The 16671-nt window shown below is 37.3% G+C and carries 12 protein-coding genes; 9 read left to right on the top strand and 3 right to left on the bottom strand.

Annotation, left to right across the window (positions count from 1 at the left end):
- Positions 1–56: 56 nt before the first annotated feature.
- The 4 genes from QQK00_RS19205 to QQK00_RS19190 all read left to right on the top strand — a co-directional run bounded on the left by QQK00_RS19205 (position 57) and on the right by QQK00_RS19190 (position 5921).
- Positions 57–1958, top strand: coding sequence for an acyltransferase family protein (locus tag QQK00_RS19205; RefSeq protein ID WP_284219314.1), 1902 nt, complete (start codon positions 57–59; stop codon positions 1956–1958).
- Positions 1959–2398: 440 nt separating this feature from the next.
- Complete coding sequence (locus QQK00_RS19200) at positions 2399–4279, top strand: acyltransferase family protein (protein ID WP_284219313.1); 1881 nt, start codon at positions 2399–2401, stop codon at positions 4277–4279.
- Positions 4280–4475: 196 nt separating this feature from the next.
- Positions 4476–5090, top strand: coding sequence for a hypothetical protein (locus tag QQK00_RS19195; RefSeq protein WP_284219312.1), 615 nt, complete (start codon positions 4476–4478; stop codon positions 5088–5090).
- A gap of 207 nt (positions 5091–5297) precedes the next feature.
- Positions 5298–5921 carry a hypothetical protein gene (locus tag QQK00_RS19190; RefSeq protein ID WP_284219311.1) on the top strand — a complete coding sequence of 208 codons (624 nt, stop codon included), beginning with the start codon at positions 5298–5300 and terminating at the stop codon, positions 5919–5921.
- Positions 5922–6215: 294 nt separating this feature from the next.
- On the opposite strand, the gene QQK00_RS19185 is transcribed toward QQK00_RS19190, so the two are convergent.
- The 3 genes from QQK00_RS19185 to QQK00_RS19175 form a co-directional block, all read right to left on the bottom strand.
- Entirely contained in the window at positions 6216–7292 is a 1077-nt protein-coding gene (locus QQK00_RS19185; protein WP_284219310.1) for a glycosyltransferase, read from the bottom strand.
- A gap of 5 nt (positions 7293–7297) precedes the next feature.
- The gene (locus QQK00_RS19180; protein WP_284219309.1) at positions 7298–8065 is read right to left on the bottom strand and encodes a WecB/TagA/CpsF family glycosyltransferase; all 768 of its coding nucleotides are present in this window, start codon (positions 8063–8065) and stop codon (positions 7298–7300) included.
- Between the two features lie 223 nt (positions 8066–8288).
- A complete protein-coding gene (locus QQK00_RS19175) occupies positions 8289–10844 on the bottom strand; it encodes a right-handed parallel beta-helix repeat-containing protein (protein WP_284219308.1) in 2556 nt (851 codons plus the stop codon).
- 436 nt (positions 10845–11280) lie between these two features.
- Here QQK00_RS19175 and QQK00_RS19170 point away from each other — a divergent pair, with 436 nt between their 5' ends.
- From QQK00_RS19170 to QQK00_RS19150, 5 genes are all read left to right on the top strand, one after another.
- Positions 11281–11985, top strand: a complete 705-nt coding sequence (locus QQK00_RS19170) for a sulfotransferase family 2 domain-containing protein (protein ID WP_284219307.1) — start codon at positions 11281–11283, stop codon at positions 11983–11985.
- A 163-nt stretch (positions 11986–12148) separates the two neighbouring features.
- The gene (locus QQK00_RS19165; RefSeq protein WP_284219306.1) at positions 12149–13576 is read left to right on the top strand and encodes an oligosaccharide flippase family protein; all 1428 of its coding nucleotides are present in this window, start codon (positions 12149–12151) and stop codon (positions 13574–13576) included.
- 65 nt (positions 13577–13641) lie between these two features.
- Positions 13642–14544, top strand: coding sequence for a glycosyltransferase family 2 protein (locus QQK00_RS19160; RefSeq protein WP_284219305.1), 903 nt, complete (start codon positions 13642–13644; stop codon positions 14542–14544).
- Between the two features lie 105 nt (positions 14545–14649).
- Positions 14650–15192, top strand: coding sequence for a serine O-acetyltransferase (locus QQK00_RS19155; protein WP_284219304.1), 543 nt, complete (start codon positions 14650–14652; stop codon positions 15190–15192).
- Between the two features lie 113 nt (positions 15193–15305).
- The gene (locus tag QQK00_RS19150; RefSeq protein WP_284219303.1) at positions 15306–16589 is read left to right on the top strand and encodes a UDP-N-acetylglucosamine 1-carboxyvinyltransferase; all 1284 of its coding nucleotides are present in this window, start codon (positions 15306–15308) and stop codon (positions 16587–16589) included.
- The last annotated feature ends 82 nt before the right edge of the window (positions 16590–16671 follow it).

Genomic DNA, 16671 nt, shown 5'->3' with positions numbered 1-16671 from the left:
TTGCAAAAATAAACTCTTAGCAATAAGCACACCTGTCCGATGAGAATAAAAAAATTATGATTAAATATCGCCCTGATATTGATGGTTTAAGAGCTATCGCGGTTTCGTCTGTTCTGTTATTTCATTTCGGTTTTTATTCTCTATCTGGAGGGTATGCTGGAGTGGATATCTTTTTTGTAATTTCGGGGTACTTAATAACCTCTATTACACTCAAAGACTTAGATGGTGGTAATTTTAACTTTGCTCATTTTTATGAAAAACGTATGCGACGCCTATTTCCTGCGCTTTTTGGGATGATAATAGCATCGTTTATTTTTGCTTACCTACTCTTCATGCCTGATGAGTTTAAAGAATTTGGCCAGAGCGCAATCGCAACATCCATTTATCTTTCAAATTTCTTTTTTTGGCTAAAAAGTGACTATTTTTCTGGCCCTTCAGAGCTAAAACCTCTCCTGCATACGTGGTCCCTAGCAGTAGAAGAACAATATTATTTTATTTTCCCAATCCTGCTGGCTTTTTTACACCAGAACTTGAAAAAACACATTGCTAAAATACTAGTTTTTTTAATTTTAATTTCTTTTATAGCTGGAACATTAGTCTTAAAAAGTTCTCCGAGTGCAGCATTCTATGTCTCTCCATTGAGGTTCTGGGAGTTACTGGCCGGCTCCTCACTTGCCGTGGCGCTAAACAATAACAAGTTAAACTTTAAAAAGCTAAGCAATACAATGAGCTATATAGGTGCAAGCTTAATAGCGTTTGCAATTTGGTATTTGGACAAAACATCTAGCTTCCCCGGCTATTTAGCGTTGCTGCCTGTTATTGGCACGTTACTACTAATCGCAGCAGGACCGAATGACAGCTACATTTCTAGAATGTTAAGTTCTCCTTTATTCGTTTACCTTGGTAAAATTTCCTACTCCCTTTATTTGTGGCATTGGCCTGTAGTCGTATTTTATGGATATTGGATAATCAGGCCTTTCACGAATTTAGACAAAATGGTATTAATATGTATTACTCTTGGTTTGAGCCTGCTATCGTATTATGCACTTGAAAAACCCTTTAGGAAGCGGTCTAAAAACTCGTCAATAGCAACGCCTTTAATTTACACGATTGTTTTTTCTGCGTTTTTTATATTCTTAGGTGGGTACATAAGTATAAAGCAAGGTATGCCTGAAAGAATTAAAGTTGATATAAGTTCCGTTGAGGTATATTCCGAAGACTCTTCTTCTTGGAAAAACTGCTTCTTAAAAACAAATCAAACTTTCTCAGAATGGCAGCCTGATAGTTGTATCATAGAAAGTATAACATCCAATTCGAATGCAGTTTTATGGGGTGATTCACATGCGAATCACCTTGTTAGCGGGTTTAAATCTGCAAAAGATCTCCCATTTGACTTGCAAGTCTTTGCTAATGCTGGCTGCCCCCCTACCCTAAACATTGAAATCTTAGCTAGGCCAAACTGTAAAAAAAATAATAACGATTTTTTTGACTATTTAAGCAAAAATGATATAGACACCGTAATTTTAGCTTCGAACTGGCATTACGCTGAAACAAAAAATAGCTATGACTTACATGACATCTTAGATACGTTAAAGGCATTGGAAAAAGAAAACTTTCAAGTTGTATTAATTAATCAACTACCAATTTATACTCTCGGCAGTCCCAAATTTTTAGCGTCAAGGCTTATAGGGAAGAAAATTCCAAATAACAAGTTTGATATGACGCCATCACAGGGACTTGATACGGTTACAAAATTTATAAACATTGTTGGAAATGATAACACAGTAAGTATAATAAATGTCCATAGCGCTTTTTGTAAAAATGAAAGGCGTTGCACAATTTACGAGAATGGTCACATGATGGTTGCTGACCAAGCCCATTTAAGTAAGAAAGGTTCTCAAATTGCAGCGAACTTTATCTTAAATAACATGCAGTTTGAAGCTGGAAAGAAGTTATAGAGCAACCGACATGCGCCGTTGACAAACACCGATGCTTGGGAACAATGACTAAAAATGGCAATAATTAATGCCTTATCAGTTTTTTCTTACGAGCAATAGTTTTGTTGTCATTACAGCATACTAAATGAAAAGTATTTTTTGCTAAATCAATTCCTGTTATTGCAACCTCCATTTGGTTTTCTCCTGAGTTGATTGTTGTTTGAAAATTCAATCATGATAAAACGATACAAAAAAAAGGAAGAGGCCATTACATCAAGTTTGGAAGTCGAGAGCCTATTAAAAACTGAATGGAGAGGGGGTTGAATTTACAGGATATCGTGTCATTATTATTTTTTAATTTAAAGCTTAGACATCGTTGATTCAATGATTTTGCTTCCACACTTGGTTATATCCAATCCCTAAATTTTTCTTTAAAACTAGCACTAAAGTGAGTTAAAAATATGAAGTATCAAGCACACATTGATGGATTGCGCACTCTAGCTGTATTACCTGTAGTGCTCTATCACTTCGATGTAAAAGCCATTTCTGGCGGTTTCTTGGGAGTTGACGTTTTCTTTGTAATTAGTGGGTTCTTAATCACTAGTATTTTACTGACACAAATATCAAGTCAGACATACAGTTTATTAGACTTTTATAAAAAAAGAGCAATACGAATATTACCAGCATTGTGCGTTGTATTTGTTTTTACGCTTTTAATGGCCGAGTTGTTAATGCTTCCTGCCGAGAAAAAACAAGTTGGTGAATCAATTGCAGCAGCATCAGCTTTCGCATCAAACTTCTACTTTTGGTCACAGTTAGATTACTTTTCCCCACTAGCAGAATCCCAGCCACTGCTTCATACGTGGTCTCTTTCAGTAGAAGAGCAGTTTTATATCTTTTTCCCGCCGATACTATTTGTTATATGTAAATATTTTAAAGGCAGGGTATTAGAAATAATTTCTCTAGCTTGTATATTCTCTTTTGCTTTTAGCCTTTACTTAACTGTAGATGGCGGATTTTCTGCATTTGGCTTCTACTTGCTGCCCGCTAGAGCTTGGGAGTTAGGCTTGGGTTCAGTATTAGCTATTGCTATACACAAATCATTAATAATACAAAAATCTAATGGTCTTGGCTCGTTAATGGGCTTGGCCCTTATTGTCGCACCTTACTTTCTTATTTCGTCTAGTGATGCTTTTCCCGGCATCAATGCACTCTATAGTTGCGTCGGAGCGTCTCTAATCATTCTGTTCGGTTCTGGAGGAATAACTGGAAGTATTTTAACTAGTAAACCTTTCGTTGAGATCGGAAAAGTAAGCTATAGTTTATATTTGTGGCATTGGCCGTTAGTTGTATTTTGGAAGTTATATTCTGGAGGAATTATAAGTTTACCAGAAAAAATAAGCTTATTGTTAGTGAGCTTATTAGCCGCCTTCCTCTCTACTAAATTTATTGAGCGACCCTTCCGAGGAGAAAAGTCAAAACATTGGGACAAAGTAGCTGTAACGTTAACATCAGCCGTATGTATTATTTTTACTGCACTTTTAGGACTATTGCTTGCACACGAAAAACTAAATTTACGCAATGTGCCTGAGCAAGCTCGACAACTATCAAATTATGTAAATTATAGGGAATTTTCAGACTATAAACTACAATTTAGGCGTGACCTTTGTTTTATTACAAGTACGTCAAAGACCAACTCTTTTGCGGATTATGATAAAAATATATGTGCAAGCACGTCAAATGAAAAACCAAATGCGGTACTACTTGGTGACAGTCATGCTGCTATGTTTTATGGAAGTTTAGTTGAAAATTACCCTCAGTACAATTGGATTCAGATTAATGCAAGTGGTTGTCGCCCTCTCTTAAAGGCTAAAGGAGAAACACGCTGTACAGACATGATGAACTGGTTTTACTCTGAAAAACTGCTTGAAGAAAGCTTTGACGTTATACTCATTTCTGCGCGTTGGCGTGAAGATGATCTTACTTATCTTGAAGCAACTATGAATGCGTTATCTTTAAACTCTAGCAAAACTATACTCCTCGGGCCAATTGTAGAGTATGATACTGCGTTACCGCTATTGCTAGCACGGTCAGTTTTACTAAATAAGAGTTTGAACCTCAGTGATTCAGTTATAAAAAATAAATTTACATTAAATGAAAAAATGAAAGATATGGTGCCGCATTTAAATTCGATCTATTACGATCTTAACGAGATTATGTGTGACGATAATATGCTATGTAAATACCGCACTGACCCAAATTCACCAATTCAATTTGATTATGGCCATTTAACCAAACAAGGGGCTGACGAAATTATACGCGAATTAAAAAATGAAATATGACTAATATTAAGTATATGGGGCAAGCTATTAATGGTTACTTGTCAATATAATTTACAAATCAAGACGAATGTGTGAGTTTCGGTCAGTTTAAAGTGGCCTAATTCCCTGATATTCAACAACTTTGATTGCTTGGCATATAAAGTGCTTAGTGGTACTTTTAGTGAAATTTATTTACGTAGTTAAAAAGGATTATATTTTGAAGAATATTCTTACCAAAATGATGTTGATCATGCTTTTAGTCTCTAGTTACAACGCATCAGCTAGTTTTATTACAACCGGTGATATTTCATCGTCTTCTATATCTCTTCCAATTGGCTGGACACATTTAAATTTTGAAGCATTGTTTGATGGCCACACTGCACAGAAAGGACCGAAAACAAATCGTTTTGTCGGATTAAGGGGTAGCGGCGCAGCGCTCAATAGTACTAATACTATCGATTTTTCTATCGACTTATCTAACGCAGTGACTATCAACTCAATTGCACTATTTAATGACTGGGGTAGTATACTAAATCAACAAATCACTGATCTTTCAGTTGATTTTCTTTCTGGAGGTTCTGTAGTGTCAAGCTTCTTATTTACGTCGCTGAACCAGAATACATTTGCTAAAATTGAGTTAGCTAGTGCCTTATCTATCGCGAACGTCGACAGTATCGAGTTTGCAATAAGTGGCGTCCAGGCAACCAATATTGAAATCACTGAAATACAAATCGGTGCTAGTACCAACCCTGTTAGCGCTTCAGTACCAGCTCTGGGCAGCTTACTTGCTCTATTTATAGGTTTTGTATTAGTTAGGCGCAATAGGGTGTAAAACATATTACGCTTATAAATCTTGGCCGCGTTTTTACGCGGCTTTTTTGTGTCCGAAAAATATCTGTCAGTTTTCTTTACGTGTTCAAAAAATTAGCATATATTTAAACTAAAGAATAGTATTTATTGGCAGCCAATCAAGCACTTACACAATTGGCATTTAATTTGCTTAGTTAATACTAATTGAATTAGTTAAAAAGGATTATATATGAAAAAGTTTATTATGGCCTTGTCATCTATAGTATTACCAGCCATTACATTCAACGCTTCGGCGTCATTCATATCAAACGATGATATTGACTCTTTATCTATAACAGCGCCGACTGGTTGGAACATACTGTATGAAGACGCATTGTTTGATGGCGTACTGAGACAACATGGTGATTGGGATAAGCGGTTCGTTGGCTTGCGCGGTGCCGGTGACGATATTACAGACACCAATCCGATCAACGTTAATATAAAGCTCAACAGTGAGTTTTCAATTACATCGTTCTCTCTTTATAATGACTGGAATTATTTTTTGTTACACCAGATTACTGGTTTAAATGTTGATTTTATCGATAATGGAATAGTCAGTTCAAGTCACTCGTTTTCAAACTTGGATATGAATACGTTTGACGAAATAATGTTGCTTCCAGCATTAGCGTTAGACGGTATAGACGAGATTGATTTTAATATTACCGGCGCTCAACTAAAAAATATTGAGATTACCGAATTTCGTATTGGTGCTGTAAATACTGCAGTGAGTAGTGTAAATACTCCCTATCTAGGATTGTTATTATCTACGTTAATACTTGGTGCATTGTACGCTGGAAGAGCAAAAAACCAATAGTCTAAACAGTGTTTCTTCGACAAAAAGCGCTTCTAAATCATGAAGCGCTTTTTTTGTTAATGTTATGTTCTTAGCCATGGATAAACGTCTAGTAAACACGTATTCGCAAACTAAGTTGGAAACGTCTGGGAATCCCACTTAGCTTTTTTCTGGTATGTGAATGAAAAGATTGCAGCGATATTAGAGATACAACGCGTGACTGATAGTAAGCTTATTCAACTCAGTAACAAAAACCCACTAATGAAACACTGTAAAATGAGGCAAAAGAGATTTTAGCCAAAGCTGTATAAACTCCTAAAGCAGGGTCGAGTAGTTATTAGCCACTACTGAAAAGTGGAAATGCTCAACGCTTTCAGCTAGATTTTTATTGGGCAACGAAGACCAATTCGTAATTGCCTCACTGAGAGCACCCACGTTCGCATTATCTACTAGCAAACCATTTTTCGGATTAATTAATTCGCCTGGCCCAGTTGGACAATCAAACGCTATAACTGGAGTATTCAACGCTAAAGATTCAACAAGTACTGTAGGCATTCCCTCGTGTCGAGAAGATAAAATGAAAGCCTCAGCATTACTCAATGCAAAATATGGATTTATTGTATAACCCGCCAAAAAAATAGAGTGCTCTAAATTTTTTGTTGTTATTTTACTCTCTAGCATTTTGCGGTCTACTCCGTCACCAACAATTACCAATTTAGGTAGAGTTGGGTCTTTCTTTTTGGAGAGCGCATAAGCGTCGATTAACATATCGAAGCCCTTCTGTTCTACTAGTCGACCTATTGCTATGAAGTAATTTGAAAACCGCCAGCCATCAGTGTTATTTTCCGAGCTCTTTAGTATGTCTATGGAAACAACTGCGTTTGGAATAAAATTGACATTAGATTTTCTAGCAAACAAAAGAGATGTCTGTATATCCTTGCACAGAGCCTTAGACACACCAACAATCTTTCCGTTTAACGCAAAAACGTTATATAACAGTCTAATTGTAAATGGAGACAATTTTTGATCACTTACATCAAAAGCACAGTGCCTAGTATAAATCACGTTTATACTTGGCATTACAATCTTCAGCATACATGCATATATATTTGCAGTTTCAGTAGCAGATATAATGGAAGTAACTTGGTTTTGTTTACAGAATTTCGTCAACGTAATTAATTTATTGAATCTATTACAGTCTTTTTCCGGCCGAAACGCTTCTCGGTGGGAACTCAATGCATCAAATCCTTCTAGGCTATCACCATAACCCTGGAGGACAAAAAACAAACTCTTGACGCCAATACCATCTAGCGCAATAGATAAATTTTGATGAACCCTTTCAATCCCACCACCTTTAATAAAATCTTTGTGTAAAAAAAGTACTTTTTTCATAGGAGCTATCTAGATTTGTGCTTAAGTACACAATAAATACTATGGGGATTAGTAGTGATGTAACGCCATAAAAATTTTCTAGGTTCTGTTAATGCTCTGTGTAACCATTCAAGTCCTAAGTTTTGCAACCATTCAGGTGCCCTAGAGTAGTCGCCTGTAATATAGTTATAGCAACCGCCACATGTAATAATTACAGGTACATTGAGCTTTGATTTGTTCTCAATAATCCATTTTTGCTCGAGAGGCTTACCCAAACCAACCCATAATACATCAGTATTTGATTCATTAATTTCCTGAATAACGCTTTCACAATTACTCCTATCAAAAAAACCATTGTGCTTACCCGCAACCAAAAAATTATCGTATTTCTCGCTCAAAATTTTTGCGCATTCATTTACAACGGTTTCTTTTCCCCCTAAAAGATAATGCCTCATGACTCTTGAATTAAACATTGGGATGTCATGAATTGTATCCGTAGTTGCCGACCGTTCAGGAATATTTGGCCCATCGATCCATTTGCTCATGCTCACGATACTTTGTCCATCAGCATGTATTAAGTCTGCCTGTGAAAGTGCATTCATAAAGGATGAATCAGCATTCGCTAGAGATACACCGTGCCCATTTGAATCAAAAATTACGAACGGTTTGGAATTTCCTGAACTTCTGTCATAACCATCAGCCACACCCTGTATTATCTCAACTAATTGCTTTCTCGATATGCAGGCAGTCTTCAATCCACCAACATTCACTGACTCTATATCATCTACATCCATCGTGAATTCTTCCTAACATACAAATAGACGAAACTCGAAATATCATTACCTTAAAGTCTACCAGAATATTGGAAACAATTTATACCAATTCTCGTGTAATTTCTGATGTTATTTTTGGTGTTAATTTCAGCACCTATATTAAAATTATATCCATGACTAAAATGGTCAACTCAATTCCCCCTTTCACGTTGGGCAAAAAAGCGTTTTTTGATAGCGCAAAGTTTTATTGTGTCAGTCCGATTACCTGTAAATCTGTAGTTTGATTATCGGATAACGCGTTAAACACATTTGTTACGTCGACCTCAATACTAAGGTCAGCAAAAGTAACTTTTGAATCTCGACGAGAGTCATTGTCAAGAATAAAAACAATTCTATCAACTTTACCATCGATAAGGTCACTAATCCTTATACTGCCAGAAATCGTTTTAGACGCATGCTCACCAATTGCTATACCGTAAGATTGAGTGCCCGCAAGTTTTACAGTTCGGTCTGACGAGAGTGTATTGTCGTTTTCAAAAGCAAACCCTACAATTTCAGGCATTTCACCCTCAATTGTAAGTTGGTAGTAAAACTCAGTATTATCATTGATCTGACTAGGGTCAACAGGCAGTGTAACCCAAGTGTTGCCCTCTAACTCAATACTGCTTTCAGAATGCACATAAAACCCGTTATCTTTATTTTGGTTCGAAAAAGAAGAAAGCAACGTTTCATGTAAATCGATCAAATTGGTTTTATCGTCTTGGTCTCCAACGGGATCAGTAGCATTGGGTGTGACACCAAAGTTTTTTATATTATTTTCAAAAGAAATGCGAGAAAACACTGTCGCAGAATTTATTGCTGAATAAATAAACTCCATGTCGTAAGAGTCTTCATGTAACAATATATCTGACGCATTTAAAGCATATAATTCAGGTCGTACTTTACGTAGATTGAACACAATGTCATTTTTGAATTCATTGAGGAAATAGTTCTCAGTATCAAGATAGGGGTAGCCTCGCTTGCCGTCGGAATACTGATTTAGTAAAAACAAGTTGTTTCTAGAGTTCACCCAAAAAGTACTATCATTTCGTACACGCCCTGCCGCAATGCCGTTTCCGTCAGTATGGACGATATTGTAAAAGAAATTTGTTACTCCTCCAGGCGCTGACACTATTCCCCCCATCTTCAGCGCAGCCCACTCATAGTTTCGTTGATCGCCTAAATCGTAGATGTAATTATTGAAAATAAAATTAGGCCCATGCATGTTAGGTGCAATGCTGATTCCATTGTATCCCTGCGTGATTCTATTGTTATAAACGAGTACATTATGCTGCCCACCGTCTAGTTCAATAATATCGTCGTTCGCAAAAGCCAAATAATTATCATGAATAGCAGAGTCTCTTATAAACCCACCGTGGCGTCTTAAATTCAAACGGCTCTCGATAACATCATTGAATCTTACATCATCGCTACCATAAAATTTATTATTTCGGACAATATACTGCCCTTGATACTCTGGATTGCTATGGTTGGCTGTCACTAGCATTGCATTGGCGCCATAGGGATGCCCGTGGCCCCAATGATTTGCTGCAATATTTGGTGAATGAATTTCGCAGTTTTCTACCGTAACCACGCCGGTTTCGCGAAGATATATGCCCGAATCATAATTGATTGGACGAGTCGCGTCCGCATCTATATATGATACCCCATCTCTTACATCGCCTGCAGTGCGACCGTACCCTTGTATCTCACAGTTATTTATCCATACATGGTGTGCTTGGCGTGCATATATGCCGTATATTTTTGCGTTTGTGATGTTTATATTTTCCAATACGATATGGCTAAGGTCACCTAAAGACAGCGCAAAATTATTTTCTTGGTCACCAATAATTTCAACATCAGTCCCATCGACCCTAACCCAAGCATCCGGTGTACCCGCGTCAATATATTCGCTCAAATCAATTGAGCCGCCGGAATATATATCCCTTAAATAAATAGTACTGTTACTTACACTAGGATAGTTGGGACGCGTCGAAAAGCCATATAGGTGTGTGTATTCATTACTGCCTTGTTCAACAAATACTTTAACCTCATAATCAGTATCTCCCTCCAAGTGTATTATGGAGCCCGTCATTGCGTTAGATATTGCATCCCATTCAAGACTTCTTGCGTCTTGCCACTCTGGCGTACCTACTTTTCTAAAATACACCTGATTGTAGACGCCAGACTCATATGTATAAAGAGATACACTGACAGAATTGATCAGTGGCGTAATTCTGTACTCACTACCGCCGTTACTTGCCGTTTTTTCAAAGAGAAGAGAAGGATCTAGCGCACTATAGAGCACTGCATCGTTCAGTATTTCGTCGGTGTATACGTTAGACTGTTTAAGGCTACGAAGTAAATGTTGCTGTTCGTCTGGAAAGAGTAATAAAGCGCTCACTACCAGCGTAGTATCTTCCTCATCATCAAACTTTGTAAGCTGCTCAAGTGCTATAGACAGACTGTTAGTTTTTGCACGTCGCAATAAAAGTGCAGACACCAAATTCTCGTTTGCTAACACAAAATCCTTTATCTTGGCATTTGGGTAACTATTAAAATTGGCTAACACTGAGTTATCAGAGATAACGGTACTACCCGTCGTCAATAACAATTTTTGTAATTCTTCACCTAGCTGAGAGCTAGTGCGAGTAACATCGTGTTTAGTAGAAAAGTTTACACATGAACTAAGAATAAAGAGAAATAACAATAAAGATACCGCTCTTGCCGTTCTTGTATTTTCGTGGAAAAAAATAGACATAATAAATCCCGAGGAAGTTTACTAAAATATTCGCACTAACCGGCTTGAGGAAACGTTGCCAAGTTGTTTGCGGATCGTTGTGCTGTATTTGAGAATATAGCAGTCCCTCAGCCTCACAAAGGTATGTCCAAATACACCAAAGATTTTTCCCAATACCCATCCCATTATGTTTCCAGAAAATGAAATCAACTTACATCCCCACGAAATTCGAGAGGATAATGATCCTCGTTTCCTTTAGTGTCATATTTTTTTCGCTTACATACAAATCGAATCAATAAAAATCTCGTTTATGTCTCTAATTTGCAACGATTTTTAGAGAAAACAAAAAAAATTATACATTTTCAAATCTTCTAATTGGAAATCGATATATTTTATGTATTATCACGCACTTTAAGTATGAATATTATTAATTCCTTATCAAGATACAGGTAACTTTTTGATCTCACATATTCACAAGTGTGTTTTTGTCCACATACCTAAATGTGCTGGCACAAGTATTGAAAAAAAATTGGGTCATTTCCAACAGTATAACGGTCGAGGCAGACAAGATCATCGTACCTATCGTATGATGCAGCCTCTGGCAAGCAATCTGCCAATTTGCTTATCGAATAAAGAAAACACAAAAGAAGTTGTGAAGACTATTCGACACAAGCTTAAACCGCACAAAAACCCTTATAACAACCTTTCGGTAACTAAACGCCAACTAGCAGAGTATTTTAAATTTACCGTAGTGAGAAACCCCTGGGACAGAGCTTTTTCTTGGTACATGAATGTTATCCGTGATCCTGAGCATCAAAAAAACTACGGCATTCCAAGTGAACTTACCTTCGAACAATTTATGCAGCAAAATGTAGGCAAAGGGTATTTAAAGTCTCAATTGTTTTGGCTACAGGATTATCATGGCAACATTCAAATGGACTTTGTTGCGAAATTCGAGACGTTAGAACCAGATTTTATGCATATTAGCAAGGTATTGAAACTTGATACCCATGATTTACCTCAGGAAACGCATGGGTCGACGAAAAATCAGGATCTTATTATGAGTAAAGTAGCGAAAAACATTATCGATACTTATTATGCGAAAGAAATACAGCTATTTGGCTATAATTTTAATGAGCACTCGTCGCTTACCGTAGAATAATAATTTTACCAGTATTAAGGCATCTTCCGGCATTTTGAAGTGTAAATACCCTATGTTTTGTTGTTTGCGTGCAATTTAATCGTAATAAAATTAGAATACTCTTTCAAAACTACAAAATAAAATTTGTAGTTTCTTTTAACTCACATTAACAAGGCTAGCATTAGTGGCTGCAAAAGGTCGTCTATTTAAACTATTTTGGGTTTTTACAGAAAAATTTGGTGTTGTTTTTCTTTCCGTGATCTCATTTTTAGTATTCGCTAAATTACTTACTCCAACGGAACTGGGTATTGGTATATTTATACTGAGCATATTCGAATTATTATCGTTTTTCTATAGCTCTGTGCTTGATAGTGCGTTAATCAGTTTTAAAAAAATTAACGATAGGCTTTGCGGTACAGTATTTTGGAGTTCAATGTTGATTTGCGCTCTTACCGCTCCTATACTTTTCTTTAGCTTACACCACTATCTTAATGACCCAACGCTTACACTCACGTTGTTTATCGCGGCCGTTTATTTGCCCGTGCAAATTAGTACTCGTATTCATATTGCTACGCTACGTAAGTCTGGCAATTTTAAGTCCTTAGCTAAGCGCACATTAATCGGCAAAGTAATAGGCATGAGCGGCGCCATTTTTCTCGCATTTCAAGGCTTTGGCTCATTGGCCATTGTCGCACAAGCATTTATTATGTCTGCAGTGTCCAGTCTAATGCTATTTGTTGCACACCCCCTAAGACTCCCCTTAGTGTTTGACAAAACATTGGCATACGATTTACTACGAGTAGGCTTGCCAGTAAGTGGAAAAGCATTCTCTTTCAAATTTTTTGGCAATGGAATCATTATTGCCATTGAGGCAACGTTAGGCGCTGCCGCCGTAGGTATTTACAATTTCGCTAATAGGCTCGTTTATTTGCCGAGAGATGCCATACTTGGCGCAATAGTTAATTACGCGCAACCAGTATTCGCAAACAGAAAAAATAATAACCAAGACATCGATACTTTTTTTGTGGATGCCACTCGCTTAGCATTATTTTTTATTATGCCGCTGTTTGCTGGATTTGGTATAGTCGGTCCAGAGTTGGTGTCGCTTATTTTTGGAGAAAAGTGGGAGAAGGCATACCCGTTATTAGGGTATATATCATTAGTTGTTGCTGCTAGTTTTTACTTCATATTTCTTCCTAGCTACTTAGTTGCCGTAAAGAAAACAATCAAAGGTATGATTGGTGAGATTGTTGGTAGCGGGATTGCGTTAGTCGCTTACATGCTATTGTACAAATACTTTGGCTTATTCTCATTCGTGATTGGACTTATGCTGCGCCTATTCATTGTATGTATTGTAAACTTTAAGGTTACGACAAATGTCTCTCAAGTGAGCTTTTCAACATTAATGGTGTCGTTTTTGAAACCGAGTTTATGTACGGCGTTTATGGTTATCGTTTTATTAGTAGCCAAACAGTATCTTGTCGGCGTTGTCAGTTTACCCGAACTTATTGTATACCAAATTATCATCGCTGTTATGAGTTATTTAACTCTGCTATCAATAGTTGAACGGAGGTTTGTTAGCAACTTTAAGGGTTTTCTCTCCAGAAAATAAACGCGATGTTAAATAGAAAGTGATATTTACGAGTAATATAATATAATATAAAGTTAGGATGTTTTATGACCAACAAAGCGCACAAAGTGAGCTGTATTATCACTACTTACAATCGCCCTGAATTGGTAGGCGAAGCAATTGATAGTGTGCTCGGGCAAACGCATGACAATATTGAACTGATATTAGTCGACGACTGCTCTCAAAAAGATTACCAAGTTGTTGTCGAAAAGTATGCAGGTGACGAGCGCTTTAAGTATTTTAGAAATGAACAGAACAAAGGTCTATCTGCTAGTCGAAATCAAGGAATCGAACTAGCTTCAGCTGAGTTTGTAGCATTTCTTGACGATGATGATATCTGGCTGCCGCATAAGCTGGAACTACAATTAAAAGTCTTGCTTGAGAATAAAACATATGTAGCGTGCTCCTCTTCTCACGTTATGTCTGGAAACGGGCAAATTTTAGACCGCAACATTCGCGTGTTTACCAAGGATAACATTTTGGTTCGAAACTGGATTGGCCCCCCAAGTAAACTATTGACCCGTTTAAAGTTTGCCGAAAAAGTGAGATTTGATGACACACTACCTCATTCTGAGGACTGGGATTTTTACTTACGGTTGTTTGAATATGGTGATATATATTCTATCCAAGAACCTCTAATTATATATAATACAGGGCATTTTCAGCGAATGACTACCGGCTTTTCACAAATGTCGTTCTTGGAAATACAGAAAAAATGCTTAGCTACATACAAGAATCGAGAGTTGATTGGCGAAAACGCATTTAAGAAGAGGATGACAAATTATTATTTAGAGAGCGTATTTGAACGCAACAATTGGTTAACTTATACATTAAAAGTATGTAAAGAAATGGGCTATTTAAGCGTTGTTAAAAGCTTGGTTCGAGATAAACTTGAGAGGCTTCAGAATAAAATTAACCATTTTAAAGCTTCTGACAAAAAAACAGAGTAAATTTTAACATAGAGATATCGATTTGATATATATAAAAATATATTTATCGATGACATCGATGTCGATCGAGCAGTTAATAACGTAAATATACGGCAACAAAAATAAATGATAAAAAACAGAGCAGATTTAGATTACTATTTACAAAGCGATATTTCGAAAAGCGGTTTTCGAACCAGAGCCTTCGATTACTTTACCAGTGATATGTGGCGATTTCATAGAATGCTAAGGAAGCTTGAGTTTTATACAAATTCTAAAACTGGCATTACCCAGAAAATCTTTAAATTTTTTTATTTAGTTAGATTCAAACGTATAAGCAAAAAATTAGGTTTTAGCATTCCAATAAATACAATCGGCCCTGGACTGTGCTTACCGCATTACGGAAATATAGTAATTAATCCGAAAGCAAAAATAGGAAAAAATTGTAAGATTCACGTCGGCGTAAATGTTGGCGCTAGTTACGATAATAGTAATGATGTTCCCGAACTCGGAGATGAATGTTATATAGCGCCCGGAGCTAAGCTCTACGGTAAAATAAAAATAGCGAATGGAACAAAAATTGGAGCCAATGCGGTTGTAAATAAATCAAGCTCAGTTGAAAACGGTGTGCTTGTCGGCGTACCGGCAAAACTAATATCTCCCAAATCATAAAAACTAATAGTGGCTAGATACATCCGACAAGAAGATTAATTAATTTTTTATTCTGGTATAATTTAAATAGCAGTACTTTAAATGAACTACAAACTCTTTATGGAAACATCGCAATGACCCAAATAGATATTGAACAGATAAACACTATATCGCTTTCACCTGCAACACTGAATGGCACTGTCAAAGTGAGTGGGGCTAAAAACTCTGTTCTAAGACTCATGGCAGCCACGCTACTTACGGAAGATCCTGTGGTCATTCAAAATTACCCAGCGACTTTGTTAGATGCTCAAGTGCATAAAGAGATGTTAGATGTATTGGGGAAATCTTGTGTAGTCACAAGTGACACCTTAGTCGTAAACGAAACAAGCGCTCCTGACAACTATCTTAAATGGGATGGTCGTTCAATTCGTAACACACTATTGATTTTAGGCGCGCTAACCGCAAGAACTGGAAAAGGAGCGGTACCACTGCCTGGCGGTTGTAGTATTGGTGGTGGTGGTGGTGACCGTGCTTACGATCTGCACGTTATGCTCCTAGAAACTCTTGGAGCAAAAGTGTGGGATGAAGATGGCTACTTGTGTGCAGAAGCGCCCCAAGGCGGTCTAGTTGGCGCAGATATACACCTACCAATTCGCTCTACTGGCGCAACAGAAAATGCAATAATCGCGGGCTCTTTAGCAAATGGTATTACAAGGATTTGGAATCCGCATGTACGCCCGGAAATATTAGATTTAATTGATATGTTAAACTCGATGGGGGCTGAAATAACCGTTTATGGGCAAGAGCATATTGAAGTAAAAGGAAAAGATTCATTACGTGGTACGACCCATACCGTAATCCCCGATAATGTTGAAGCGTTAACTTGGTTAGTTGGCGCCGCAGTAACAGACGGGGAAGTAGAGATCCTTGATTTTCCATACGAACATTTAGATATCCCTCTGTTTTATTTAAGAGAATCTGGCGCTAAGCTTTACCGCCACAACAATTCTTTAATAGTTAAAGGCTCAAAATGCTATCCACTAGAACTAAGCACAGGACCATATCCAGGCGTTAACTCTGACATGCAACCGATATTAGCGGTTTACTCAGCCCGAGCACGGGGACAATCAAAGTTTGTCGATTTACGCTTTCCGGGTCGATACGGATATGCGAGTGAGTTAAATAAAATGGGCATGAATTCTCATACCGATGGAAATATGTTGATTATTGATGGTGGTACTGCTTTAAAAGGCGCAGATGTTAAAGCCTTGGATTTAAGAGCTGGCATAGCCTTATCTCTTGCAGCATTATTTGCCGAAGGCGAAACTCGCATCCATGATGCGTGGCAAATTACACGTGGTTACGATAGATTCGCTGAAAAAATGGAATTACTCGGCGCAAAGATTCAACTTAAGTAACACGTTAAACGATTGAATAGCTATAGATGATAGCTATTCAATCATACTCTAATACATTTAATTATATACCCAATTGTCTAAC

It is taken from the genome of Agaribacter marinus, from assembly GCF_030160655.1.
In the GTDB taxonomy this organism is placed as follows: Bacteria; Pseudomonadota; Gammaproteobacteria; order Enterobacterales; family Alteromonadaceae; genus Glaciecola; species Glaciecola marina.
Note: the sequence above shows the minus strand (reverse complement) of the source record. Positions and strands in the feature narration are given on the sequence as shown.

Excerpts from the sequence above, each read along its gene's own strand:
- QQK00_RS19205 (WP_284219314.1), top strand. The coding sequence starts at position 57 with ATGATTAAATATCGCCCTGATATTGATGGTTTAAGAGCTATCGCGGTT.
- QQK00_RS19200 (WP_284219313.1), top strand. The coding sequence starts at position 2,399 with ATGAAGTATCAAGCACACATTGATGGATTGCGCACTCTAGCTGTATTA.
- QQK00_RS19190 (WP_284219311.1), top strand. The coding sequence starts at position 5,298 with ATGAAAAAGTTTATTATGGCCTTGTCATCTATAGTATTACCAGCCATT.
- QQK00_RS19185 (WP_284219310.1), bottom strand. The coding sequence starts at position 7,292 with ATGAAAAAAGTACTTTTTTTACACAAAGATTTTATTAAAGGTGGTGGG.
- QQK00_RS19180 (WP_284219309.1), bottom strand. The coding sequence starts at position 8,065 with ATGGATGTAGATGATATAGAGTCAGTGAATGTTGGTGGATTGAAGACT.
- QQK00_RS19175 (WP_284219308.1), bottom strand. The coding sequence starts at position 10,844 with ATGTCTATTTTTTTCCACGAAAATACAAGAACGGCAAGAGCGGTATCT.
- QQK00_RS19160 (WP_284219305.1), top strand. The coding sequence starts at position 13,642 with ATGACCAACAAAGCGCACAAAGTGAGCTGTATTATCACTACTTACAAT.
- QQK00_RS19155 (WP_284219304.1), top strand. The coding sequence starts at position 14,650 with ATGATAAAAAACAGAGCAGATTTAGATTACTATTTACAAAGCGATATT.
- QQK00_RS19150 (WP_284219303.1), top strand. The coding sequence starts at position 15,306 with ATGACCCAAATAGATATTGAACAGATAAACACTATATCGCTTTCACCT.